18 protein-coding genes and 1 pseudogene are annotated in these 23,714 nt (G+C 62.0%); 8 read left to right on the forward strand and 11 right to left on the reverse strand.

The genetic code is table 11. The annotated features are described in order from the left end of the window. Positions 1 to 10 precede the first annotated feature (10 nt). Both AC1DX6_RS20295 and AC1DX6_RS20300 read right to left on the reverse strand, forming a co-directional pair. On the reverse strand, positions 11 to 3,454 hold the full coding sequence (locus tag AC1DX6_RS20295; protein ID WP_477316575.1) for a tetratricopeptide repeat protein: 3,444 nt from the start codon (positions 3,452 to 3,454) through the stop codon (positions 11 to 13). 221 nt (positions 3,455 to 3,675) lie between these two features. Continuing rightward, entirely contained in the window at positions 3,676 to 4,335 is a 660-nt protein-coding gene (locus tag AC1DX6_RS20300) for a LexA family transcriptional regulator (RefSeq protein ID WP_477316577.1), read from the reverse strand. Between the two features lie 258 nt (positions 4,336 to 4,593). Here AC1DX6_RS20300 and AC1DX6_RS20305 point away from each other — a divergent pair, with 258 nt between their 5' ends. From AC1DX6_RS20305 to AC1DX6_RS20315, 3 genes are all read left to right on the forward strand, one after another. Next, entirely contained in the window at positions 4,594 to 4,755 is a 162-nt protein-coding gene (locus AC1DX6_RS20305; RefSeq protein WP_477316579.1) for a hypothetical protein, read from the forward strand. Between the two features lie 100 nt (positions 4,756 to 4,855). Continuing rightward, the gene (locus AC1DX6_RS20310; RefSeq protein ID WP_477316581.1) at positions 4,856 to 5,533 is read left to right on the forward strand and encodes a GcrA cell cycle regulator; all 678 of its coding nucleotides are present in this window, start codon (positions 4,856 to 4,858) and stop codon (positions 5,531 to 5,533) included. A gap of 163 nt (positions 5,534 to 5,696) precedes the next feature. Beyond that, positions 5,697 to 6,302, forward strand: coding sequence for a DUF6456 domain-containing protein (locus AC1DX6_RS20315; protein WP_477316583.1), 606 nt, complete (start codon positions 5,697 to 5,699; stop codon positions 6,300 to 6,302). 45 nt (positions 6,303 to 6,347) lie between these two features. Here AC1DX6_RS20315 and AC1DX6_RS20320 read toward each other — a convergent pair whose 3' ends face one another. After that, positions 6,348 to 6,668 carry a hypothetical protein gene (locus AC1DX6_RS20320; protein ID WP_477316585.1) on the reverse strand — a complete coding sequence of 107 codons (321 nt, stop codon included), beginning with the start codon at positions 6,666 to 6,668 and terminating at the stop codon, positions 6,348 to 6,350. Positions 6,669 to 6,767: 99 nt separating this feature from the next. Between AC1DX6_RS20320 and AC1DX6_RS20325 the strand changes: the two genes are divergently transcribed. The 3 genes from AC1DX6_RS20325 (at position 6,768) to AC1DX6_RS20335 (ending at position 12,523) form a co-directional block, all read left to right on the forward strand. Continuing rightward, a complete protein-coding gene (locus AC1DX6_RS20325) occupies positions 6,768 to 7,637 on the forward strand; it encodes an ATP-grasp domain-containing protein (protein ID WP_477316587.1) in 870 nt (289 codons plus the stop codon). Positions 7,638 to 8,038: 401 nt separating this feature from the next. Then, positions 8,039 to 10,216 (forward strand): tetratricopeptide repeat protein, encoded by a 2,178-nt coding sequence (locus AC1DX6_RS20330; protein WP_477316589.1) that lies wholly within the window; start codon positions 8,039 to 8,041, stop codon positions 10,214 to 10,216. Between the two features lie 126 nt (positions 10,217 to 10,342). Next, on the forward strand, positions 10,343 to 12,523 hold the full coding sequence (locus tag AC1DX6_RS20335) for an adenylate/guanylate cyclase domain-containing protein (RefSeq protein WP_477316591.1): 2,181 nt from the start codon (positions 10,343 to 10,345) through the stop codon (positions 12,521 to 12,523). 12 nt (positions 12,524 to 12,535) lie between these two features. On the opposite strand, the gene AC1DX6_RS20340 is transcribed toward AC1DX6_RS20335, so the two are convergent. Further along, entirely contained in the window at positions 12,536 to 13,039 is a 504-nt protein-coding gene (locus AC1DX6_RS20340) for a YHS domain-containing (seleno)protein (protein WP_477316593.1), read from the reverse strand. Between the two features lie 12 nt (positions 13,040 to 13,051). Beyond that, positions 13,052 to 13,642 (reverse strand): ankyrin repeat domain-containing protein, encoded by a 591-nt coding sequence (locus AC1DX6_RS20345; RefSeq protein ID WP_477317138.1) that lies wholly within the window; start codon positions 13,640 to 13,642, stop codon positions 13,052 to 13,054. A 318-nt stretch (positions 13,643 to 13,960) separates the two neighbouring features. Between AC1DX6_RS20345 and AC1DX6_RS20350 the strand changes: the two genes are divergently transcribed. Beyond that, positions 13,961 to 15,331 carry a glycosyl hydrolase gene (locus AC1DX6_RS20350; RefSeq protein ID WP_477316595.1) on the forward strand — a complete coding sequence of 457 codons (1,371 nt, stop codon included), beginning with the start codon at positions 13,961 to 13,963 and terminating at the stop codon, positions 15,329 to 15,331. A 299-nt stretch (positions 15,332 to 15,630) separates the two neighbouring features. Here the strand turns inward: AC1DX6_RS20350 and AC1DX6_RS20355 are convergent, their stop codons facing one another. Then, complete coding sequence (locus tag AC1DX6_RS20355; protein WP_477316597.1) at positions 15,631 to 17,571, reverse strand: acyltransferase family protein; 1,941 nt, start codon at positions 17,569 to 17,571, stop codon at positions 15,631 to 15,633. Positions 17,572 to 17,854: 283 nt separating this feature from the next. After that, positions 17,855 to 18,076, reverse strand: a complete 222-nt coding sequence (locus AC1DX6_RS20360) for an alkylphosphonate utilization protein (RefSeq protein ID WP_477242115.1) — start codon at positions 18,074 to 18,076, stop codon at positions 17,855 to 17,857. Positions 18,077 to 18,323: 247 nt separating this feature from the next. Here AC1DX6_RS20360 and AC1DX6_RS20365 point away from each other — a divergent pair, with 247 nt between their 5' ends. Then, positions 18,324 to 20,312, forward strand: coding sequence for an AI-2E family transporter (locus AC1DX6_RS20365; protein ID WP_477316599.1), 1,989 nt, complete (start codon positions 18,324 to 18,326; stop codon positions 20,310 to 20,312). Between the two features lie 169 nt (positions 20,313 to 20,481). Here AC1DX6_RS20365 and AC1DX6_RS20370 read toward each other — a convergent pair whose 3' ends face one another. From AC1DX6_RS20370 to AC1DX6_RS20385, 4 genes and pseudogenes are all read right to left on the reverse strand, one after another. Beyond that, complete coding sequence (locus tag AC1DX6_RS20370; protein WP_477316601.1) at positions 20,482 to 20,850, reverse strand: cupin domain-containing protein; 369 nt, start codon at positions 20,848 to 20,850, stop codon at positions 20,482 to 20,484. 17 nt (positions 20,851 to 20,867) lie between these two features. Beyond that, positions 20,868 to 21,405 (reverse strand): annotated as a pseudogene (locus AC1DX6_RS20375) (IS1 family transposase); the annotation flags it as partial. A 958-nt stretch (positions 21,406 to 22,363) separates the two neighbouring features. Next, positions 22,364 to 22,597 (reverse strand): hypothetical protein, encoded by a 234-nt coding sequence (locus tag AC1DX6_RS20380; RefSeq protein ID WP_477316603.1) that lies wholly within the window; start codon positions 22,595 to 22,597, stop codon positions 22,364 to 22,366. 236 nt (positions 22,598 to 22,833) lie between these two features. After that, entirely contained in the window at positions 22,834 to 23,712 is an 879-nt protein-coding gene (locus tag AC1DX6_RS20385; protein ID WP_477316605.1) for an intradiol ring-cleavage dioxygenase, read from the reverse strand. Between the last annotated feature and the right edge of the window lie 2 nt (positions 23,713 to 23,714).

Below are 23,714 nucleotides of genomic sequence, written 5' to 3' on the forward strand. Positions count from 1 at the left end.
AATCTTGTTTCTAGTTTCGCCCGAGGCTGAGCGCCTTTTTTCGGTCGGCCTTGGCACGCTTCTGGTTGCCCTTGGCCGCCCAGGATTGGCTTCGGCCGGTGTAAGCGTCGGCATAGTTGGGATAGAGTTTGATGGCTTGATTGAAGTTGGCGATTGCGCCGTCGTGATCGCCCGCACGTGCTCGCAGGAGGCCTCTGCCATAGTAGCCCCCGGGGCTGTTGCGATCGATCTGGATCGCCATGTCGAAGTCGTCCTGCGCCTGCTTCAAGTCGCCTTTGACGACCCAAAGAATTCCGCGATCAACGTGCATTTTGGCGACGTTTGGACTGAGCTCGATCGCCTTGCCATAGTCTGCAATCGCGCCGTCGTAATCGCCTATGGTCATTCGGCTGATCCCTCGACCGTAGACGTTCGCGGCGTAGGTGGGATCAAACTCGATCGCTTTGTTGAAGTCGTCGATTGCACGTCGGTGGTCGTTCTTGGCCGTCCAGGCGAATGCGCGAGCGGAAAAATAGCTACTGGTTTTGGGCTCGATTGCGATCGCGCTGCCGTAGTCCGCAATCGCCCGATCGTAATTCCCCTTCTGCGCCCATGCGAGACCGCGATATCCAAAAGCCGTTGCATTGTTGGGATCGAGCGCTATCGCATGATCGAATTTTGCGATTGCAAGGTCGTATTTGCCTTTGCCGTAGAGGGCTATGCCGCTCTCAGTGCCCACCGACGCGGTGTCGGTCTCTGGTGCCGGCTTGTTTTTCCCTCTCTCTGCCATTGCCAATTGTCGACCCCGGCGCGCAGTTTCATATTTGGGATCGAGCTCGAGCGCCCGGTCGAAATCGGCGATGGCGCGGTCGTAGTCGCCCATGTAGTACCAGGCGCCGCCGCGTCCGAAATAGAACGGTGCATGGTCCGGTTTGAGCTCGATCGCGCGATCGAAATCGGCGATGGCCCTTTCCGGTTCTCGCTTCTTCACCAGCGTAAGCGCGCGACCGTTGTAAGCTTCGAGATAGGAGGGATCGAGTTCGATCGCCTTGTTGTAATCATCCAGGGCGCCGTCATAGTCGCCCTTCTGCAAGCGCGCCAAGGCGCGTGCTGCATAGGTCGACGGTTCCTTGGGAGCGAGCGCCACAGCGCGGCTGTACTCGGCGATGGCGCGAGCGTATTTGCGTTTCTTGTAGAAGGCGTCGCCGCGATCTAAAAGCGCCATGACAGCCTGCGGATCTGGCGCGGCCTTCGCGACGGCCTCGTCGCTTTGTCCTTTCGCCGCCACTGCCGCCTCGCGCTGCTTGCGGGCATCGGCGTTGCCGGGTTCGAGGCTCAGCGCCTTGTCGAAATCGGCGATGGCGCGGTCGTAGTCCTTCTTGTCCGCCCATAGCGTGCCCCTCGAAACATACATCGAGGCGTCTTCAGGCTTGAGGTCGATCGCCCTGCCGTAATCGGCGATGGCTTGATCGAGATCCCCTTTCGCCTGCCAGTTGAGAGCTCTGCAAAAATAGGCATCGCGCCACTTCGGGTCGATGCGCAAAGCCCTCTCGCAATCGGCGACGGCAAGATCGTATTTGCCCTTCGAAAACCACGTCAGGCCGCGGCGGACATAGGGATTGGCCATGGTCGGGGCGAACTGCACGGCTTTGTTGTAGTCGGCCAAAGCCCGATCGTATTTCTGCATTCCAAACAACAGATTGCCGCGACCGTAGTAGCCTGCCGCTTCCTGGGGGCTGAGCTTGATTGACAGGTTGTAGGCCGCAGCGGCGCGGTCCTTGTCGCCTTTTGCCGACCAGTCATTGCCGGCAAGGAAGGCAGCCTTGGCAGTCGTTGCATTGGAGAAATCCCGATTTTGCTGCAGAATGGCCTGTTGTTCGGCTTTCGCCGCGACAGCGGCTGTGCGGCGGTCGCCCGCATGGGTGAGGCCGGGATCCAGCTTGACCGCCTGATCGTAGTCAGCGACGGCGCGATCGTATTCGCCGATATCGTTCAATGCATCGCCGCGCAGCAGATAAGTAAACGCGAAATCCGGCTTGAGCTCGATAGCCTGATTGTAACCCTCGATGGCGCGTTCCGTTTCGCCCTTCAACGCCAGAGTCGCGGCACGTGTGGTGATCATGTCGGCATTGTTTGGATCGAGCTGGACCGCTTTGTCGTAGTCCTGCCAGGATCCGTCCATGTCGCCGGACTGCGCCCGGGCCATCCCGCGATGGTAGTAGGCGAGGGCATTGCCGGGGGTGAGCGTGATGGCCCGGTCATATTCTGCAATCGCCTGGTCGTATTCGTGCTGTTCGGTCAGCCGGTCGCCATTCTTGATGGCATCCACGGCCTCGGCGTTGTGGCGCTTGGCTATGATGCTGTCAGCCACCGCGTTCAACTCTGCAGCGGTGACCGGCAGCTCCGACGCGGCCGCTTCAGGTTTCGGATGCTTTGCATCCGGCGACCGTTTGGGCTCGCCGCCATCGTTTGCAGCCTGCTCTCCGCAGGCTCCAGCCCGCTTCGGATCGAGCTCGATGGCTTTGCGGCAGTCGGCGGCCGCGCCGGCAGTGTCGCCCGAGCGCGCCCGCGTCAGCGAACGGGCGAACCAGGCCCGGGCATATGTCGCATCAAGTGTGATCGCCTTGTCGAAATCGGCGATGGCCCGGTCGTTGTTGCCTTTGCTCGCCCAGGCGACGGCCCGGTAGTAATAGCCGTCGATACCAGCGGCATCGAGTTCGATCGCCTTGTTCGCGTCGGTGATCGCGCGAGCCCAGTCGTTCTTGCCGATCCAGACCGCGCTGCGGTTGGCATAGGCATCGGCGTTGCTGGAATCTACGCCTATCGCGGCGTCGTAGTCGGAAATGGCGCTGTCGAACTCGCCCTTGGCGGCGCGGGCGATGCCGCGATTGACCAGGGCAATCAGGTCCGTCGGATCGATGCGGATCGCCTCGTCATATTCGGCAAGCGCTTTTTCCCGCTCGCCCGTCCTGTCCAAGGCGGTGCCGAGGCCCGTATGGGCCTTGCCGTTTTGCGGATCGGCCTCGATCGCCTGCTGGAAATCAAGAATCGCCGAGTCGACCTTGCCTTTGCGCAGGAAGGCTGAGCCGCGGCTGGAATAGGCATCGCTGGCGGACGGCTCCAGGCTGATCGCGATGTTGAAGTCTGCGATCGCGCGGTCGTTGTCTCCCTTGTCGAACCAGTCGGCGCCGCGGTTGAAATATGCGGAAGCGCGCGTGGGGTCGAGCGCGATCGCCTCGCTGTAGTCGGCGATGGCGCCGTCCCAGTCCTTTTTATCGTCCCGGGTGAGGCCCCGGTAGAAATAGGCGGTGACGCGTAGACGCGACGCCTCCATGACGTCCTCGGCGATCGGGGTGCAGGCGGCAATCTGCTGGTCAGCATCGACCTTGCCCTCGCTAAAGCAGGTGGCATAGTCCTTACCTGCGGCTAGCGCCGAACCACCAAGCCCGGCAAGCACCGCCAACGCCAGCCGCAACCGCCGGCCGCATAGCAGCCATGCAACAAATGGGCGCGTACCTGCGCCTGTCCCGCGTGACAATGCTGTTCTCCCCCCGAAGTAACTGCGGCTGCGACCGCATTTACTCCATAGTTCTCTTTTTGTTCCGAAATGCAAGCAGAAATTGCATTGGATCAATGGCAAATCTGGGCTCGGCTCAGGCGGTCATTTCAGCCGCTGCGCGGACCACTCCTCACCCCCTACATATCGATCATCGAGCGCTTCACGCGGCCGATGATGGTGATGGCGCCTTCGAGTTCCGGTGGCGGGATCTTCATGTAGGAGGCTGGCTGGAAGGGCGGGTTCTCGTTGGGGCGGTAGCGCTTGTAGGTGGCCTGGCCGCTTTCGTCGGCGATCACATAGCAGCCATTGGTCACCAGCCGCTTGTCCCTGAGGTTGACGAAGATGATCGAATCCGGCGGCGAGATCTTGTTCATCGACGGGCCGTCGACGCGCAGCGCGATCCACTCGCCTTGCTCGAGGTCGGTGGTGGGGATGGTCGGATAGTCGCTGAGATTGACCACCGTGTCCTGGCTGCCGAGTTCGCCGGCGCTGATCCAGGAGACGATCGGCACGTCGACGGTGGCGGCCATCGGCATGACGATTGGCGCGCCCGCCTCGTCGAAGCCGAAAGGGTGGCCGCGGTCCGCATGATCGCCATTGAACAAGAGCCAGCCGGGATCGACGCCGAACAGACGGCCGTATTTCTCCGCCGCCTTGCGCGACAGCGGCCGGTTGCCGTTCTCGTGGCTGATCAGCGTGTTCTTGTTGATGTCGCGCAGCACGCGCGCGGCATCGCTCGGCGAGGCATAGCCTGCCTCGGCCCGCGCCTGCTGCAATCTGTGCTTCGGTTCTTGCATTCGTACATTTTGCCTGAATTCTATCGTCCAAGGTGTACGATTTTGCTTGTGCAATTTTCGTACGTATTGTACGAACAAACCATGAACGAACCAAAAATCAATTCTGGCATGAACGCTCACCTTGTTTCCTCCCATTCGTCCGGGCTGTCCTCCTCCCCGGCCTGGACGAGACCCGGGGCTGTTGTCCCGGACCCGGTCGATCCTGCCCAGGCGACCGGAACGGCCGGAGCCGTTTCCCCCGCGGCTCCGGCCACCCCTTTGAGCGAGAGCACTAACGCTGTCGTCTCCAGCGGACGGGGCACCTCCTGCATCCGCACCGAAGACGGCACCGTCATCCTGTTCGACCGGCCGACGGGCAGGGCGGTTTCCGGCGCCACCAGGCAAGCCGCCGAAGCAGCCATGCTGCGCCTCGGCGGATAGAAGCCCGCGCCGCCGACCTTTCGAGTTTTGAAGATTGGCTATCGGCCCTCGGGCCGGGCGCGCCTTTGGCATGACCGCGCGCAAGCAACGGGTATCGACCATGAGCAGCTACACCGACACCGAACTGCAGGAGATCGCCGTCTGGCTGAAGGACGGCCTGTCGGCCTCGAAGATCGCCACTCGGCTTTCCGTGCTGCGCGGCAGCCCTGTATCGCGCAACGCCATCATCGGCATCGTTCATCGCAATCCGGCGCTGAAGACAATCGGTTTTGCCAATCCCAAGGGCGGCCGCTCCGGCGGCCGGCCTAGGAAAAACGCAACGCTTGCCCAGGCAGGAAAATCCGGAAAGCAGATCGGGTCGTCGAAACGGGTGCCGAGGCGGGATTCATCGGAGGCGCCGGGAAGGCTGGCCCGTCTGCCGATAAAGCTCGCGGGGCAAGCAAAACCGCCCGGGTCAACATGGCTGCCGCAGCGCCTGCTCCTGCGCGAGGCAGGCGTGGCGCGCGCGGGCGAGGCCCTCAAGCTGCCGGCGCCGCGCCCGCTCGTCGTCCGGCGCCAGCCGCATGTCGCCGCCATGCGCTTCATCGACTGCCTGTTCGGCCGCTGCCGCGCGCCGCTCGATTTGACGCTGGAGGAAGACCCGGAAAACGACGCGCCGGGCAGCCGGCCGGGAGCGGAGATGCTGTGCTGCGGCCTGCGCACACGGGCACTGAAGAGCTACTGCGCCTATCACCAGGCGCGCTTTTGCCGGCCGGTGCCGGAGGCGGCGGCGGTATGAGGGGCGCCAGTGGTCGATCCCCCCTGAGGAGTGGTCCGCGCAGCGGACGGAAAGCCAATTGCTTGGCTTTCTGAACGACGACCGCCCGGCAGGGCAGAGAGGGGCGCGAAGGATCTCCGGCCTCGCCAGCCACTCACCTCAAGTAACCTCACAAGGACCACCCATGAGCAAAAGAACCGCGCAGAAAGCCAAACCCAAGCTGCCGAAACTGCCCAAGGGCGAGGCCGAGCAGGTGCGCATCCGCAAGGAGATCGGCCATGATTTCGCGCTGAAGGACGACGCCTTCGGCCGCAAGCGGCTGGCGGCGGGCACTGAGGAGGCGCGGCGCGTCTACGAGGTGTCGAATGACGGCTACACCTCGACCGGCGGCATCGTGCGCGTGCGCAATGTCGACCCGCTGACCGGCATCACCTCGCTGTCGCGCCAGCAGCGCGAGGCCGGCATGCGCTACCGCGAGGATTTTCGCAGCAGCCAGCAGAATGGCGTCAAGCCGATGAGCTGGACCGAGCGCGTCGACGGTGGCCGCTTCGGTGGCGGCGTTGCCGACCGCATCCTGTCCGCCGGCCGCTCCCATGCCGACGCCACCCGCGCGCTCGGCCATTGGGAGGTGGCGGGCGTGGTGCAAAAAATCTGCTGCGCCGGCGAATCGGTAAAAAGCCTGGCCGAACAGACCGGCGAACCGCGGGACGTGGTGACCAAGCTGCTCAAGATCGGCCTCGATATCTTGGCCGTGCATTACGGCATGATGCTGATGCGCAAGCCGCGATGACCGGGCGAAGCGATCCGGCCGACCGAAGCCGGCCGGATCAATCCGTCAATACCTGCACACGCGGACCACCTCCACGACCTTGTGGTGATGGCGCCAGTGCTTGATGTACTTGATGTAGCAACGATGATGGTGCCGGTGAAAATAGCGCGGCCTGTAGCCATTGTCGTAGGCGTCGTACTGGTAATAGGGGCGATAGACATAGCGATCGCCGTAGCAGTCGCCATACGCGTAACAGTCGTTGCGGTAATAGTCGTCGGCAAAGCCACTGCCGATGCCGATCACAACACGACCGCCGGCATTGGCGGGGGCGATCATCGCCGCCACTGAGGCAATGGCGATAACCGAGGCAAGCAGGAGCTTTTTCATCGCTACCTCCTTTTCAAGGTTGTGCTAATAAACCCCTGAGGCGCGGCTCCGTTCCACAAATTCGCAAGATGTGATGAGTCGGGCTTTGGGGGAGCACACGTGGCGCACATTGCTGTGGTCACGCATGAATATGACCGGTTCCAGACGCCGTGGCGCCCGCTGCGCCGGCGCGACAGCCCGTATATGCTGTTCGACATCCTGGCCGAGCTCGAGCGGCGTGGCCATCGGGTGAGGCGGCTCAGCGGCCTGTCGCAACCACCCGATGCCGACCTCGCCATCCTGCATGTCAACGCCACCTTCGTGCCGCAAGCCTATGTCGACTATGCCGCCCGCTTTCCGTTCTGCCTGAACCTTGCCGTCTCGGACATTTCCAAGCGCCGCATCAGCCAGGCGCTGCTGCGCAACAGTGATGGCTGGAGCGGGCCAGTGATCGTCAAGAGCAACCTCAACCACCACGGCCTGCCCGAAGCGCGCTTCAATCTGCGCGCCGCGCGCCACGGCCGCCCAACACCCTTTCCCGGTGCGCGGGAAATGCCGCGCTACGAGGTTTTTGCCGCACGCGGCGACGTGCCCCCGGAGCTGCTCGAAAGGCCCGATCTGGTGGTGGAAAAGTTCATTCCGGAAATCGTCGCCGATGGTTTCGGCACCCGCATCTGGGTTTTCTGCGGCGAGCGAGAGCGCTGCGCGCGCTATGTCTCGCCCAACGCCGTGGTCAAAGCCTCCGAGACGATAAGGCGCGAGCCGGTGCCGGTGCCCGACGAATTGCGCCTCCTGCGCCAAAAACTCGGCTTCGACTACGGAAAATTCGATTTCGTCATCCACCAGGGCCGGCCGGTGCTGCTCGACGCCAACCCGACGCCCGGCCGCCCAAAAAGCGTGCGCTCGATGCTGGTGGAGGCGGCGGCGAATTTGGCGGATGGGTTTGAAGGGATGATGGGGAGGATGAACGGCCGAACCACCAGTGGATAGGCGGGGTCAATTGGCGGTGCACTACGGCGTGATGCTGATGCGCCGGCCGAGATGAGGCGAAGAACGAAGGACCAAGTCAATTTCAACAAAGCGCCAGAAGCGGTCATCCGCCGCCAATTCTGGATCGCGAGGGTTCGTGACTGAGCGCACAGCGACGCCGGTCTTAATTCCGAATTTCCGACAAGAGGCCCAAAGCAGACCTTCGACTGACCGTTTTTGACCCAGGACAGCCATTCGGCAGCATCCGCTTTTGGCTCATAAACTGATTCATGTGGGCAATGGCCGCAAAAACGAGGTGGTTGCATTATCGCTGCCCAGTGTGCTGAGCACGCTCGCATTCGAAATGCCAGTCGAATACGCTCGTCGGCGAAGCTTGGGTGGACGAGGCAGGACACCATCACATGGAGCGACGGCTTACCGCGATACTTGCTGCCGACGTGGTCGGGTACAGCACGCTCATGGGCGAAGATGAGGTCGGTACGCTCGAACGATTGAAGGGTTGCCGTCGCGAACTGGTCGACCCCGCGATCAAGGAATTCCACGGTCGCATTATCAAGCTCATGGGCGACGGCGCGCTGGTCGAGTTCGCCAGCGTCGTCGATGCCGTCCAATGTGCTGCCATGATCCAACGCCGGATGGCCGATCGCAATAAAGGCACCGCTGATGCCCGGCAGATCCGGTTTCGCATCGGCGTCAATCTCGGCGATGTCATCGTCGAGGAAAATGACATCTATGGCGATGGCGTCAACATTGCCGCGCGCCTGGAGGCAATGGCGGAGCCAGGCGGAGTCTGCATCTCTGGAACCGCATTTGATCATGCCGTCCACAAGGTGGATGTCGGCTTTGCCAGTTTGGGCGAGCAGCGCCTCAAGAACATCGCCGATCCGGTTCGCGCGTATCGGCTGCTGCTGGATCCTGCAGCCTCGGGCAAAGTCGTGCCCGCGCCACACCGGCCGGGTCCGCGCGTCATGATCCTGGCAGGCGCCGCCGCCTTGACGATTGCCGTGCTTGCCGGCATTTTTGCTTGGCAGAAGGTCTCGGCGCCATCGCGGCCATCGGTTGCGGTGCTGCCGTTTGCAAACCTCGGCGGCGATCCAGGCCAGGACTATTTCGCTGACGGCATCACCGAAGATCTGATCACCGACCTCACCAAGCTTTCAGGTCTGGACGTCATCGCGCGCAACTCGGTATTTGCCTACAAGAACAAGCCTGCAGCACTGGCGGACGTCGCGCGCGACCTTGGCGTCCGCTTCGTCGTCGAAGGCAGCGTCCGCCGCACCGGCGAGCAGATCCGCCTCAATGCCCAGCTCATCGATACGGCAACGGGCGACAATCTGTGGGCCAACCGGTTCGACCGTGGCATGGCCGGCGTGTTTGCTGTCCAGGAAGAGATGAGCGGCGAGATCGCCAAGGCGCTTGGCATGCAACCTTCGGCAGCGGAAAGCGAGCGCATGGCGCGCCCGCCGACCGAAAACCTTGAAGCCTACGACTTCTACCTTCGGGCCGAGCAGACAGCACGGACCGGCCGGCGCGACGGGCTGCGGGAGGCGCTCACGCTCTACGACAGGGCGGAGGAGCTCGACCCCGCTTTTGCCGAAGCCTTCGCGGCGGACGCAAGCATGACAGTCTATGTCTGGCGCGAATCGTTCAACGACATCATGCAGAGCGCGCCCGCGCGCAAGCGCGCCTATGAGAAGGCAAGCCGTGCGCTGCAACTCGACCCGGACCTTTCGTCGCCTTATGCGATTCTAGGCATCATGCAGGTCGTGGATCGCCGCTACGAGGAAGCCATCGCTTCGGCCGAGCGAGCCGTCGCGCTCGGCCCCGGAGATGCCGAGACACAGATCGCGCGGGGATATGTCCAGCTGTTTGCCGGCAATCATGCCGAGGCAGCCGTTGCCGTCGAGACGGCGCTCAGGCTCGATCCCAACCTTTCCCCCATCAACCGGCAAATTGCCGGTCTGGTCTTTCTCATTCAAGGCAACACCGACAAGGCGATTGAGGCGCTCGAACGCGCCCGCGACGAGGCGCCGTCAGTTGGAGATTTCAGGATTGACCTCGCTGCGGCCTACGCCCGCGCCGGCCGTTTGCCCGATGCAAGAGCGGCGGTCGCCGAGGGACTACGTTCCACGTCGACAGCTGGGTCCGATTCATTGTCTGCATATCGGCTCAACGGTGCCCAATATCGTAACCCGCGCGATTTGGCTCTCATCATCGACGCGTTGCAGCAGGCCGGCTTGCCTGAATGGCCGTTCGGCTTCACCGGCGACGAGCACAACCGCTTGAAGGGCGAGGAGATCGCCTCTCTGGTGCTGGGCCATACGCTGCAGGGCCAGCTTGAACCCGGCCTCCAACCAGCCTTCCTTCAGATCGGGAGCGACGGCAAGGCGGCCTTCCGCTCCACGACGCGGCTGGTCACTGAGACCGTCCGTGTCGATGGCGACCTGTTGTGCGAGCTGAGCGAGAATATGTTCGGGCGCCCCGACTGCGGACCCGTCTACAAACGCCACGACGATGAAGGCGGCGGCTATTCCTTCGTCAACTCAAGCAAGGTGTTCCACTTCGCGGTGGTTCAATAGACGCACACGCGCGTCTCAGTGATATTTTGTCGAGCTCCATGGCGGTCGCGCACACTCGCGTCCGACGCGGGACTAGAATAGGCTGCAGCGAAGCCGCTTGATCGACCGGGGAGGGCGCAGGCAGGTATGGAGCGAAGGCTTACCGCGATACTTGCTGCCGATGTGGTCGGATACAGCACGCTCATGGGCGAGGACGAGGTCGGTACGCTCGAACGATTGAAGGGTTGCCGTCGCGAACTGGTCGACCCTGCGATCAAGGAATTCCACGGTCGCATTATCAAGCTCATGGGCGACGGCGCGCTGGTCGAGTTCGCCAGCGTCGTCGATGCCGTCCAATGTGCTGCCATGATCCAACGCCGGATGGCCGATCGCAATAAAGGCACCGCTGATGCCCGGCAGATCCGGTTTCGCATCGGCGTCAATCTTGGCGATGTCATCGTCGAGGAAAATGACATCTACGGCGATGGCGTGAACATCGCCGCTCGCCTGGAGGCCATGGCCGAGCCAGGCGGAGTCTGCATCTCCGGAACCGCATTCGATCATGCCGTCCACAAGGTTGATGTCGGCTTTGCCAGTCTTGGCGAGCAGCGTCTCAAGAACATCGCCGATCCGGTTCGTGCCTATCGGCTGCTGCTGGATCCCGCGGCCTCGGGAAAGGTCACAGCCGCGCCACACCGGCCGGGCCCGCGCGTCATGATCCTGGCAGGCGCCGCAGCCCTGGCGATTGCCGCGATTGCCGGCATTTTTGCGTGGCAGAAGTTCTCAGCGCCATCGCGACCATCGGTTGCCGTGCTGCCGTTTACAAACCTCGGGGGTGATCCGAGCCAGGACTATTTTGCCGACGGCATCACCGAAGATCTGATCACCGACCTCACCAAGCTTTCCGGTCTGGACATCATCGCCCGCAATTCCGTCTTCGCCTACAAGAATAGGCCTGCTGCGCTGGCCGATGTCGCGCGCGACCTTGGTGTCCGCTTCGTCGTCGAAGGCAGCGTCCGCCGCACCGGCGAGCAGATCCGCGTCAATGCCCAGCTCATCGACACAGCAAGCGGCGATAATCTGTGGGCCAACCGGTTCGACCGTGGCATGGCTGGTGTGTTCAGTGTCCAGGACGAGATGAGCCGGGAGATCGCCAAGGCGCTTGGCATGCAACCTTCGGCAGCGGAAAGCGAGCGCATGGCGCGCCCGCCAACCGAAAACCTCGAAGCCTACGATTACTATCTACAAGCCGAGACGGCGTCACGCAGCGTCCTGCAGGCCGGGCTGCGGGAGGCGCTTGCGCTCTATGAAAAGGCGGAGGGGCTCGACTCCGCTTTCGCAGAAGCCTTTGCGGCCGACGCGCGCACGACAGTCTATATCTGGCGTGAGGCCTTCAACGACATCATCCAGAGCGCACCCGCGCGCAAGAGAGCCTATGAGAAGGCGAGCCGAGCTTTGGAACTCGACCCGGACCTTTCATCGCCCTATGCAATTCTCGGTATCATGCAAGTCGTAAATCGCCGCTACGAAGATGCGATTGCCTCTGCCAAGAAGGCTGTTTCAATCGGTCCGGGCGATGCAGAGGCGCAAGCAGCCCTTGGATATGTTCAGTTATACGCCGGCAACTATGCCGAGGCAGCCACCGCAGTCGAGACCGCGCTCAGGCTCGACCCCAACCTTTCACCCATCAACCGGGAAACTGCTGGGCTGGTTTTTCTGCTCCAGGGGAATGTCGAGAAAGCGATCGAGACTCTCGAGCACACACGCGACGATGCGTCCACGGTTGGCAACTTTCGGTTTACGCTCGCTGCGGCGTATGTCCGCGGCGGCCGTCTACCGGACGCGAAAGCCGCAATCGCCGATGGGCTCCGCCTCGTAGCAGGGTCCAGCTACGTGGACTCCTTGGCTGGGTGGGAGATGACCCATGCACATTTACGAAGCCCGCAGGATCTGGCGATTCTCGTCGCCGCATTGCGCCAGGCAGGCCTACCCCAATGGCGCTTCGGCTTTACCCCGGACGAACACGACCAGTTGAAGGGTGCTGAGATCGCGTCCCTTGTCCTTGGTCATACACTGCAAGGCCAGATCGAACCCGGTCTCCAACCAGCCTTCCTTCAGATCGGGAACGACGGCAAGGCGGCTTTCCGCTCTACGACGCGGCTGGTCACCGAGACCGTCTACGTCGATGGCGATCTCTTGTGCGAGCAGAGCGAGAACCTGTTCGGGCGACCCGACTGTGGTCCCGTCTACAGACGCAATGACGCGGCCGGCAAAGGCTACTCCTATGCCAATACAAGTAAGGTGTTTCACTTCACCGTCGTCCAGTAGGCGAACCTGGTCTCAGTGATACTTGTCGAGCTCCAAATTGGCCGCGACCTTCGGCCAGTTGGCATCGGCTTTCGGGATATTTTCAGCTGCATGCGCGGCGAAATCGTCCGCATTACCGACGTCGTAGATCAGGTAGAGCTTGCCGTCGATAATCTTGAATGCCTCAGGATCGACATTGACCGTGACCCCTCCGCCCACGACTTCGCCAGCACAGTAGCCGCCATATTGAGGAGCGTACTTGACCGGTTCGCTCATGAACATTTCCTGGTGTTTCTTGCTGGCGAAATGCCAGGGTGTCCCCAGCCAGTCATAAGTGAACTCTTCGGAGCCCTTCACGGCCTTGCCGTCAGTGAAGTAAGCGACCGTGTCGTAGCCCATGATCGCCACACCGCCGAAATAGCCGGTGTTTACCGAATCGTCGGCCCGGGCCGATCCCGCGCCGGCGATTGCAGCTACCGCGACCAGGGCAGCCGCCTCCAAATTCCGTACCAGCCGTGACTTGATCATCGTGCTCATCTGCATCCTCCGTTAATCGTGGATTTCTGCGCACTTCGCCGCGTTCGCCTCGCCAAGGATTTTGGCTTGGCAGGTAGCACCATGGCGTTTGAACAGTCGTAAGATATCCGTGTTGCCCTTCCAGAATGCGCGCGTTGTCGGCATGTAGCCATGACCCTCGGGATGGTTCACATCCGCACCTTTCGCAATAAGGAATTCGGCCAGTTCGACGTGGTTTTCCTCGCCGGCCACCAACAACGGCGTAGCGCCCGCCTTGTTGGCGGCATCGTCGAGCACCGCGCCTTTTTCCAGCAGCAGCTTGGCGATCGGCAGGCTTCCCGAAAAGGCCGCCGCATGAAGCGGGGTAAAGCCGCCCGAGTTACGCGCCATAACGTCGGCACCCTTGCTCAGCAGGAATTCGGCGATTTCCGGCTGGTTGTCGAGCGCTGCAGCGATGAGGAGGGTTGCCTGGTCGCGTGCCCGGCTGTCGACGTCGGCACCGCCTGCCAGGGCTTGCTCGACGGCGGCCTTGTTGCCGGCCGCGATAGAGTCGAACAACAACTCACCTGCGGCTAGTCTTGTAGCCGCCAATACCAGCATGATAAGTGCCAGCAGTCCGCGCATCATGCAGACTAGCATATTAGCTTGGAGTCATACAAGCTGTCGACGTAGCTGACCTTGGGAACGGCGCCTGCGCCATCCGATCGCTAGGGTCGCCCGCATCGCAAACACCCCGCGCAAGCCCTCCAAACATGCCATCGGACGCACGCCCAAAAACACTATATGACTGCGCCGCAGGCCAATTTGCCCACGGAAGCCGATGCCGTTTTTTTCAGTCAAGCACACCACCGTTTATCGCCATAGCCAGAAGGTGAGCTTTCGCGAGCACCGGCTTATGCGCCATGGTGAGATGTGGGTTAGAGAGGCTTGAAGCCCCAGGCGATGATCACGCCTTCCAAAATGTTTAGCTCCCTTGTCGTCGCTTGGTTGGCGATGGCTATGGTGCCCATAGCACCTGGCCATTCGCTTGCAGCGCCCCAAACCGCCATTGCGACGAACGACTTTCTCAACAGCATCGGCGTCGTTACCACATTCCCCGATCGAGGCCAGCCGTTGGCGAGGACGATCGAGATGGTGCGCTATTGCGGCTTTCGATGGGTGAGGGCGGGAATAGAAGGTCTGAGCGACAACGGCCCCACAACCATCCAAACCTTTCTCGATCTGCATCGCGAAACCGGCGTGCGGCTGAATTGGGGATTGGTCAGTGGTGGGACTGATGTGAAGAAGCTGGTCGAAACAGGCAAGGTGCTTGCTGAAGCCGGCGCGCTGCTCGCGTTTGAGGGCAACAACGAGCCGAACAACTGGGGTGTCACCTATCAGGGCGAGAAAGGTGGCGGCAGCGAGCGCTCGTGGATGGCCGTCGCAAAGCTTCAGCGCGATCTCTACCAAACCGTCAAAAGTGATCCGGTGCTTGCGAAGTATCCTGTCTGGTCGATCTCGGAACCCGGCGCGCAGCGAGACAATGTCGGCCTTCAGTTCCTTACGATCCCGCCCGGCGCTGGAACCCGGATGCCAGACGGAACGAAGTATGCCGACTACGCCAATGTGCACAACTACATCTATCACTCACATTCGCCGTATCCGGCCGACAACAAGACGTGGCACGCTGCCGATCCAACCGCCGCATCCAGAGTGGACGGGCTATTCGGCAACTTCGGCGTCACGTGGGCGAGAGGGTTTCGGGGCTACACCCAGGAGCAACTCGATACGCTGCCGCGTGTCACGACCGAGACCGGGACCACGATCGGAGGTGCGGTCACGGAACAAATGCACGGCTTGAATTTGATGAGCTTGTACCTCGCGCAGTTCAAGCGCGGCTACGCCTACACATCGGTCTATCTGTTGCGGGACCGTACCGACGAAGGCGACAACCAATCTTTCGGCTTCTACAAGGCGGATTATTCACCCCGCAAGGCGGCGATCTACCTTCACAACCTTACGACGATTTTGGCGGACAAAGCTATCCTCGCCAAACCCGGCCAGCTCGACTTCACGATCGCCGACCAACCCGAGACCGTTCATGATCTGCTCCTGCAGCACAGCGACGGCACGTTCCAACTTGTCGTGTGGGACGAACGGTTGAGCGGCCAAGACCGCGTGACGGTCCATTTTGGCGACACGCGCGCGTCGGTAACAACCTACGATCCAACAATTGGCGTTGAGCCTGTCCAAACACTGGGCAATTTGCGTTCGCTCGAAATTACGCTCAGCGACCATCCGATCGTCATCGCGCTTTCGCCCAGCATGCAATGATGGAGCCGTCTCTCGGCAAGGCGCCGGAAGCTACTCCGGCAGTACCTCGAGTTTCCTGGGGATGACCGTTGAGGTGAAGGTGACGAAGGAAACCGGCGCATAGGCTCCTCGGTGTGGGTTCTCCGGCTTGGCGTTCGGCCGCCGACAGGCAGGAGCCGGGTGAGAGGTGTTCCAGCCTGGAGAGCACCTCTCACCCGCATTTGCCCCGATCCGGGAGGGGACGGATCAGAGCAATGTGACCTCTCCCTCAAGGAGAAAGGTCAGGCCGCCAGCGCCCCCGCTGTTCTCATTTCACCCCCCTAAAACAGCGCCCGTTCCACCGCCGGCTCCAGCGATTCCGCAAACGGTGTCGCCAGATGATGCCTGTCGCGATAGGCGAGCTGGCCGCCGATGAACACATGGCAGGTTTTGGCGTCGCAGAACTGGTTGGTCATGTCGATGTAGCTGGCGCCTGGAATGGCGCGCACGATGTTGCGCTCTATCGCCGCGTCGGTGTCGTTGGCGGCGTCGGTCCGCTTCTGGTCGCACAGTGACGGCCTCTGCCCGCGCCATAGCGCGCGCGCCACGCAGGTGTCGACATGCTCGTCGTTGAAGGGCACGTCGCGGATGAAAGCGACCTTCAGTCCGGCATGGCTGAACGCGGCAATCGTCGAGCGCAGCCCGGCACGCGAGTCGGCATCCTGGCTGTCGGGCGCCTGCATGCCGGCCGACATCTTGCGCAAACTCGTCTGCGCGATCTCCGAAATCACCACCAGGCTCGGCCGCGCGGCAATGATCTGCCTGATCGATCGCTCGCGCCACTGATCGCACTCGGTGTAGTCGCGTTTCAGCTTGCTCACCCAGACCGTCATCCGCGAGGCCCGGCAGGAGGATTTGAGCCAGGTGACGACCCTGGCGTCGTTCTTCTCAGCCGCTTCGATCAGCGGCGTCGACCACTGGTCGGCATGCGAGTCGCCAAACAGCGCAATCGTATGCCCGGCGGTTTGGGTCCCGAACATGCAGGGCTTTGGCGTCACCGACTCATAGCTGAGAACGCAGCCGGCCTTGCGGGCGGTGGAGGGGCGCGCCGCACTGGCGGCGATGCTGCGTTGCTGCGGGTCGAGCTCACTGACTGCGAAGTGCGCATTGGCGTAGGCGGCTGCGACGCCGGTGCCGGTCAGCAGCACAGCCGGCACCAGCGCCCGCGCCGCATTGGCCATCAGCCAGCGGTTGCGGCGGATCGGGTTCTCGATGAAGTGGTAGGTGAAGAGCGATAGCGCCAGTGTCAGCGCCATACAGCCGAGTCGCTGCAGTGGCGAAAGCTCGGGCACCATCGTCGCGGCATAGACGATCACCGGCCAGTGCCAGAGATAGAGCGAGTAGGAGAGCTTGCCGACCCACTGCAAGGGCGGCAGCGCCAGGATGGCACTGAGGCCATTCCTGACGCCGGCCGCTCCCGCCAACAGCACAAGGACGGTACCGGCCACCGGCACCAGCGCCAGCATACCGGGGAAGGGGGCGTCCTCGCTGAAAGAGAGATAGGCAATCGCAACCAGCGCCAGCCCGAGCCACGCCATTGCGGCGCCGAGGCGTGGGCGCTCCCGCCAGAATGTCACCGGCGCCATGGTCGCCAACCCGCCGGCGGCGAATTCCCAGGCGCGCAGCGGTGAGAAATAGAAGGCCCAGGGTTGCGCCACGGATGTCAGCCAGGCGCAGACGGCGAAGGAGACCAGGCCGGTGAGGCCGATCGCCAGCATGGCGCCGCGCTTGCCCGGGCGCAGCCACGCCGCCAGCATCAGCAGTGCCGGCCAGGCGAGATAAAACTGCTCCTCGACCGACAGCGACCAGAAATGGATGAACGGGTTGCTGGTGGCGTCGGCGGCGAAATAGTCGAACGACCAGCGGATCAGCCACAAATTGATCGCATAGGCCGAGGCGTACATGGCGCCCTTGGAATAGAGCGACTGCTCCTCCGGCGACAGGATCACCGCTCCGGCCACCAGCGTGGCGAGGATGACGAACAGCGACGCCGGCAGCAGCCGCCGGGCGCGGCGGGCATAGAAGCGCCACAGGTTCAGCCGTCCGGTCTCGCCGATCTCGGCCAGCAGGTGTTTGGTGATCAGATAGCCCGAGATGACGAAGAAGATATCGACGCCGACAAAGCCGCCAGGCAGCGCGGTCAGCTCGAAATGGAAGGCGATCACACCGGCCACCGCCAGTGCGCGCAATCCTTCGATATCGGGCCGGAACGATGCTGACATGGTAAAACCTTGTCCTGTCGCATGATCCCGAACCGAAGGTCCGGCTGGCGAGACGCCGTAACAATCTCGCCGGGATCACACGTGCTGCGGCGTCCCTGCGCGCCGGGATGGACGCGTGGGGCCGTAGCCGTTGACAGCCCGCCCGATGCAAAGACTCGACCCTACGGGCCGATATCGCAATGCAACAAATCTATCGCGGTGCAACATAGAGGGAGATTGGGCGGGGTGATGACAGCCAATCTCCCCCACGAGGGGGAGATCGGCAGCTTCAGCGCCAGCGCACTCACGCCTTCTTCAGGAACTCGGTTTTCAGCACCAGGCCCTTGACCTGCTTGGTGCTGCACTCGATTTCGCCGGGGTTGCCGGTGAGGCGGATGTTCTTTACCAGCGTGCCGCGCTTGATCGTCTCCGATGTGCCCTTGACCTTCAAATCCTTGATCAGGGTCACGGAATCGCCCTCGTGCAACTGCGCGCCATTGCTGTCTTTCACGATCGCGTCTGTCATGTCGGATCTTTCATTGGGTGGTCATCAACAGCGCCGGGCTTATCCTCCTGATGCCGGCACGGTCAAGCACGCTGAGCAGCCTTCCAGCCTGGCGGAAGCTCACCCCTGACCCGGATTGCCATGCGATTTTGTGCCGACCTCCCCCACAGGGGTCGAAGCAAGAGGTGCGCTCCCAATTCGCCAGCCGCACCAAGTTGCACGCCAGCTAAATATACCCGATCATGGCGGCTGGCAGGGGAGATCGCGAGTGGCGGCAAATCGTCGAAACGGCACGCAGCCGTCGGTTTCAGGGCTAGCTGGCATTCTGTCCGCCGCCAACGTTCATCCGCGCACCTCGTTGCCGACGGTCGCCACGATCGTGACGGCGGTGGCAGCACTGTATTTCGGGCGTGAGGTGTTCCTGCCGATCGCCATCGCGCTGCTGTTGACCTTCGCGCTCGCCCCCCTGGTGTCGGCGCTGAAGCGTGTCGGCATTCCCCGTCTTCCTGCCGTCATCGTCAGCGTGTTTGGCGCCTTCGCGGCACTGGCCCTGTTCTCCTTCATTGTCGCCACGCAGGTCAGCGAACTGGCGCAGAACATCCCGGCCTACCAGACCAACATCCTGACCAAGATCCATTCGCTCAAGCAAACCGGCGTCGAGGGCGGCATCATTGCCAGGTTGAGCCGGGTGATCGAGCGCGTCGGCCAGGAGATCGACCAGCAGGATCCGTCGCCGCCTGCCGCCGACAAGCCCAAGCGCGAGCCGGTGCCGGTCGAGATCGTCGCGCGGGAACGGCCGCTGCAGGTTCTGCAGAACCTGATCGGCCCGCTGATAAGCCCTCTGGCCTCGGCCGGCCTGATCATCATCGTCGTCATCTTCATGCTGCTGGAACGGGAAGATCTGCGCGATCGCTTCATCCGCCTCGTCGGCTATGGCGATCTGCATCGCACCACCCAGGCGCTGCAGGATGCCGGCCAGCGGGTTGGGCAGTATCTGATCATGCAGCTGATCGTGAACACCGTCTACGCCATACCGATTGCCATCGGGCTGTGGGTTCTCGGCATTCCCAATGCGCTGCTGTGGGGGTTGCTGGCGCTGGCGCTGCGGTTCGTTCCCTATATCGGCCCGGTCATCGGTGCGCTGCTGCCGCTGTTCCTGGCGCTGGCCGTCGCGCCCGGCTGGTCGCTGCTGCTTTGGACCGCCGGGCTGTTCGTGGTCATGGAGTTGGTCACCGGCAACGTCATCGAACCCTGGCTCTACGGCTCGCGCACCGGGCTGTCGCCGCTCGCCATCATCGTCGCGGCGATCTTCTGGACCTGGCTGTGGGGGCCGCTCGGCCTGGTCCTGTCGACGCCGCTCACCGTCTGTCTCGTCGTGCTCGGCCGGCACGTGCCGCAGTTCGAATTCCTCGACGTGCTGTTCGGCAACGAGCCGGTGCTCGAACCGCATGCCAGGCTCTACCAGCGGCTGCTGGCTGGCGATCCCGATGAAGCCACCGACCACGCCGAAGAAATGCTGGAGGAAAAATACCTGGTCGAGTTCTACGACAAGGTCGCCATTCCCGCTTTGCTGCTCGGCGAGCAGGACCGCGTGCGCGGCGTCATGGGCGACCAGCAGAGGCGGCAGGTCGCGGCCAGCGCGCTGACCCTGGTAGCCAACCTCGACGACAGCGCACAGGAGGAGGCGGACGAGGACGACGAGCCGGCCGATGGCGCCAAAGTCGACACGGCAAAAGAGGCGGCGGAAGATGGCGAGGACGACACCGACCTGCCTGACGGCACCGGCATGTCGGTGCTGTGTGCCGGCGGCCGCGGCGAACTCGACGATGCCGCCGCCGCCATGCTGGCGCAGGTGCTCGAAGTGCAAGGGGCGACGGCCGCGAAGGCGAGCTTTGCCGACATCGAAGCGGCAAGCATTCGCGGCCTCGAACTCGGGGCCGTCGATACTGTCGTGGTTGGCTTCCTCAACCGCGATTCCGTCAAGCACGCCCGCTTTCTGGTGCGCCGGTTGAAGCGCGCCCGGCCAGCGCTCAGGGTCGGCATCGTGTTCTGGTCGGAGACCGGCAATGACGACAAGGAGGCTGCCGCCAAACTGGCCGGCGACCTCAATGCCGATTTCGTCGCCCATGACATGGTCGACGCAGCGCTCGGCGCGCTGTCCAACGAACCACCGGTAGCGCTCAAGCTCGCCGCCAAGCGCCGCCTGCGCCGCCGCCAGCCCGCCGCTAGGAAAGCGCCGCTCGCGGTCGCCAGCTGAGCCGGCGGCCAGCTCGATTTCTGACTCCTACGGCACCGTTTGGGTCACCCTGCGGCCGCGCGTCAGCAAGGCCAGCAGACCGAGCAGCAGCGCACCCACCGCCCAGCACACCATAGGCAGCGCTTCATATTTTAGGGTAGTGGGTCAGTCTGAATTTTGTCGATGTGAATCAATCTGCGATGCCAACTAGAAGCAGGCCAACCGCCTCTTGACCTTGGACTAGCGACCGGTGGCCCTTGCTGCCTTTGTCATTGAGCAAGAGAACATCGCCCCGCCGAAAGTCGGCTGAAGTTCCGTCGGTGGTCGTGATTTTGAGGTGACCTTGGAGCAACACTACCAATTGCCTGCGCGGCGTCGCATGGTATTGCGGGTCCCATCCGGGCGGCAATTCAAGAAATACACCGGTCGTCATCGGCATTTCGGGTGAAGCGCCTATGGGGGCAGATGGAGGGGCAAAGTCGCGTTCCGCAAGATTCACCGGAACATTGCGCAAGTGCGTCTCGCTAACTTCGTCAGCATATATTTCCGTGATTTGCATTGGCTTCCCCCGAATGTTTAGGCGGCAACGTGCTTCTTGTAAGCCCCACGCTTGCGGTCAATCTTCGCCTCTTCCACTTCCACCAGCGCAACAATGTCGCCAATCTCGCAAAGTTTGCCAGTCACGCCAGCAGCCATCGCCAGTGTCAGCCGCAACGTTGCATGGATGCGAACAAAATTGTAGTACATGAAATGCAGGGCAACCACATTGGCGTGCATTTCCACCTTCTTGGAAAAGCCGTTTGTCAGACGTGTGAACCGGCGCATATGCATCCGCATTGTCAGGTTCTGCCGTTCCGCAAACGACGTGCTGACGTGCTTGATGTCTGGATTTCCTTCGATCCGTTCTTTCCGTGCGCCAGTGCATTCGGGGGGCTGTAGCGGCCCTTGGCGCTGTCAGGCGAAGTACCGTAAATCTTGACCGGCATGGCGTAGTCGATGTCGCCGCCGAATGCACCTTCAACAGCCTCCAGATAAGCCCTGTGGCTGTCGCTGGTCAGCTGGACGCGATTGGCGAGGCGGCGGAGAGATCATCCATGAAGCTCATCGCATACTGACCCATTACCTATTTTAGCGATAACTTGACAACGCTGCCGTCCTGACGACAGTGGCAGGCAGGTCATTTTGGGCATGGGGACGATGACGAAGAAAATCTACGAGAAGCCGACGCTCGACAAGCGCCAAAAGCTGTCCATGGTGACAGCAGCGATACCTGCGTCCACGGACTAATCAGAAGAAATAATCGCATTTTGGGGCCGCTCCCCATGGGGGAGAAAAGGCTGGCTGCCAGGAGCGGGCGGTACACTTGTAAGTGCCCGCCCGTCCGGCGCCCCCGCCAATGCCATTGTTTACGAAACCCCTCAGCCCCGTCATCAACAGCCACGGTTATGGCGTGACCCACGACTGAGCGAATATCCATTGGGGGTGGGCGCTGTCAACGCTGCCTGCCGGGTCGCTGAGGCGACGGTTTCGAACCTCTTTGGATGCCGCGCCGACGGTCCGCGCCTGCGCCTTCGCGGTCGTGAAAAGCTTTGGAAAAGGCGGTTTTCCGGGGTTTTGACAGCTTCGGCCCGGGACGAACGACAGCGAATGGGTTGCCGGCTAGGCGCTTGAATCGACTGGTTTTTCACTGGTCGGAGCGTTTTGCCAGAGCGTTTTCAACGTGACTTTTTTTGGGTGTATTTTCCCAACGGCCGTTTTGCACATGGGCCATCCCTATCCGCCACCCTCACGAGGCGGTGAGAGGCGAGGGCGATTGCCATCAAGCGCTGCCGGCCGACGATGACAATCGGGCGGTTCGAAGCGATCGCAGTGACGGGCAGAGTCCTCGTTTGCCATGGTCGGGCGGCTTTTTGTGTTCAGGTTGAAACTAAATCCATGCCGGCTCGTTGCTTTGACGCCAGGTTAGATCCTGGCGGCTCTAACCTCCATTCGCCCGCTGGTCAGCGCCGGCGGGCTCTTTGTGACGCATCAAGAGCATATTCGCCCGCTAGAGCCGGCGCTGGGTGAGAAGCCTACGAAGGCCGTTCCCTGCCAATCGCGACATACTCGAAAACTCTTTCCCTGGATGTCGTTTGGCTCGCCCTGATCGAGGTTTCGGTCACTCTGATCCAACGCGACTCACCTCGTCTCAAGGTGACTTCTCTTCTTGTCGCCCGTTCGGCGGCTTCGAAGGGGATCGGTGCTTCAATCAGGTGCGTCGCCAGAACGATGTCGTTTTCGATTTCTTCGACGCGATAGGTTTTCATCGCTCTGGCCATCTCGCTGACTATCCGCAGCCTGATCTGTAACCGAATGATCGTGCAAGATTCAGTTGCCTATAAGTACAGGTCCGTAGACATCGAAACATGTTGACAAACGGCTTTACATGAGCGCCGGCTAATGGAGCGGGCGAGCTAGAGAATCGCTATGTTTTGGGGTTCCGAGGATGCATGCAGGGCGGATTCTTGCCCACCCGCATGCCTTGCCTTATCGGCCGCTCAGGCTAGCTTCTCGCCAGCACGAAATCATGCTCGACCTCCCAGAACGGGCCGGCGAATTCGAGCTTTTTTGCGCGTGAGAGATCGTCGATGCGCTTGAATTCCGCCAACAGGCTTTCCTTCACCCCGAACACGGCGTCCGAATTGATGTAGGGATCGTCGGGATCGAAAATGTGGGTGGTCAGCGTCTCGAAACCTTCGGCCTTGAGGATGTAGTGCAGATGCGCAGGGCGGTAGGGGTGCCGGCCGAGCGCGTGCAGCAATTTGCCGACCGTGCCATCGTCGGGGATTGGGTAGAATTTCGGCTTCACCGCCCGAAACCAGTAGCGCCCGTCGGCGCCGGTGCGGAACACGCCGCGCAGGTTGAAGTCGGGCTGGATGCCCTTCTGCTGCACGTCGTAGAAACCCTCGTCATTGGCCTGCCAGACATCGAGCACAGCATTGGCGATCGGTCTGCCCTCGGTATCGAGGATGCGGCCATGAATGAACATGTCCTCGCCCTTCTGGTCGAGGCAGATATTGGCGCCCATCGGCAGCTCCGGCGCATCGGCGAGATGGAAGGGGCCGAGCACCGTCGATTCCGAGGCGCCCGACGGTTTGCGGTTGTTGATGGCGTCGACCAGCATCGAGACGCCGAGAACGTCGGAAAGCAGGATGAACTCCTGCCGCCAGTCGGTGCACAGCTGTCCGGTCCGGGTCAGGAACTGGATCGCCTCGAACCATTCGTCCTGCGTCGGTTCGATCTCCTTGACTGCCTCGTGCAGTTTTCGGGTGATGACCTCCATCACCGCTTTCAGCCGCGCGTCTTTGGCGTTCTTGTTGCGGCCGGTGACGACCTCGACCGAATTCGCTTCGGTGAAGAAGCCTTTCTCGTGCGCTTCCATAT

The organism is Mesorhizobium sp. P2_C4, assembly GCF_056404575.1.

What these genes read in the sequence shown, in the direction of transcription:
- AC1DX6_RS20335 (WP_477316591.1), top strand. Translation starts at nt 10,343, where the DNA reads ATGGAGCGAAGGCTTACCGCGATACTTGCTGCCGATGTGGTCGGATAC.
- AC1DX6_RS20320 (WP_477316585.1), bottom strand. Translation starts at nt 6,668, where the DNA reads ATGAAAAAGCTCCTGCTTGCCTCGGTTATCGCCATTGCCTCAGTGGCG.
- AC1DX6_RS20370 (WP_477316601.1), bottom strand. Translation starts at nt 20,850, where the DNA reads ATGCAAATCACGGAAATATATGCTGACGAAGTTAGCGAGACGCACTTG.
- AC1DX6_RS20310 (WP_477316581.1), top strand. Translation starts at nt 4,856, where the DNA reads ATGAGCAGCTACACCGACACCGAACTGCAGGAGATCGCCGTCTGGCTG.
- AC1DX6_RS20345 (WP_477317138.1), bottom strand. Translation starts at nt 13,642, where the DNA reads ATGCGCGGACTGCTGGCACTTATCATGCTGGTATTGGCGGCTACAAGA.
- AC1DX6_RS20355 (WP_477316597.1), bottom strand. Translation starts at nt 17,571, where the DNA reads ATGTCAGCATCGTTCCGGCCCGATATCGAAGGATTGCGCGCACTGGCG.
- AC1DX6_RS20385 (WP_477316605.1), bottom strand. Translation starts at nt 23,712, where the DNA reads ATGGAAGCGCACGAGAAAGGCTTCTTCACCGAAGCGAATTCGGTCGAG.
- AC1DX6_RS20315 (WP_477316583.1), top strand. Translation starts at nt 5,697, where the DNA reads ATGAGCAAAAGAACCGCGCAGAAAGCCAAACCCAAGCTGCCGAAACTG.
- AC1DX6_RS20340 (WP_477316593.1), bottom strand. Translation starts at nt 13,039, where the DNA reads ATGAGCACGATGATCAAGTCACGGCTGGTACGGAATTTGGAGGCGGCT.
- AC1DX6_RS20350 (WP_477316595.1), top strand. Translation starts at nt 13,961, where the DNA reads ATGATCACGCCTTCCAAAATGTTTAGCTCCCTTGTCGTCGCTTGGTTG.
- AC1DX6_RS20300 (WP_477316577.1), bottom strand. Translation starts at nt 4,335, where the DNA reads ATGCAAGAACCGAAGCACAGATTGCAGCAGGCGCGGGCCGAGGCAGGC.
- AC1DX6_RS20380 (WP_477316603.1), bottom strand. Translation starts at nt 22,597, where the DNA reads ATGAAAACCTATCGCGTCGAAGAAATCGAAAACGACATCGTTCTGGCG.
- AC1DX6_RS20330 (WP_477316589.1), top strand. Translation starts at nt 8,039, where the DNA reads ATGGAGCGACGGCTTACCGCGATACTTGCTGCCGACGTGGTCGGGTAC.
- AC1DX6_RS20360 (WP_477242115.1), bottom strand. Translation starts at nt 18,076, where the DNA reads ATGACAGACGCGATCGTGAAAGACAGCAATGGCGCGCAGTTGCACGAG.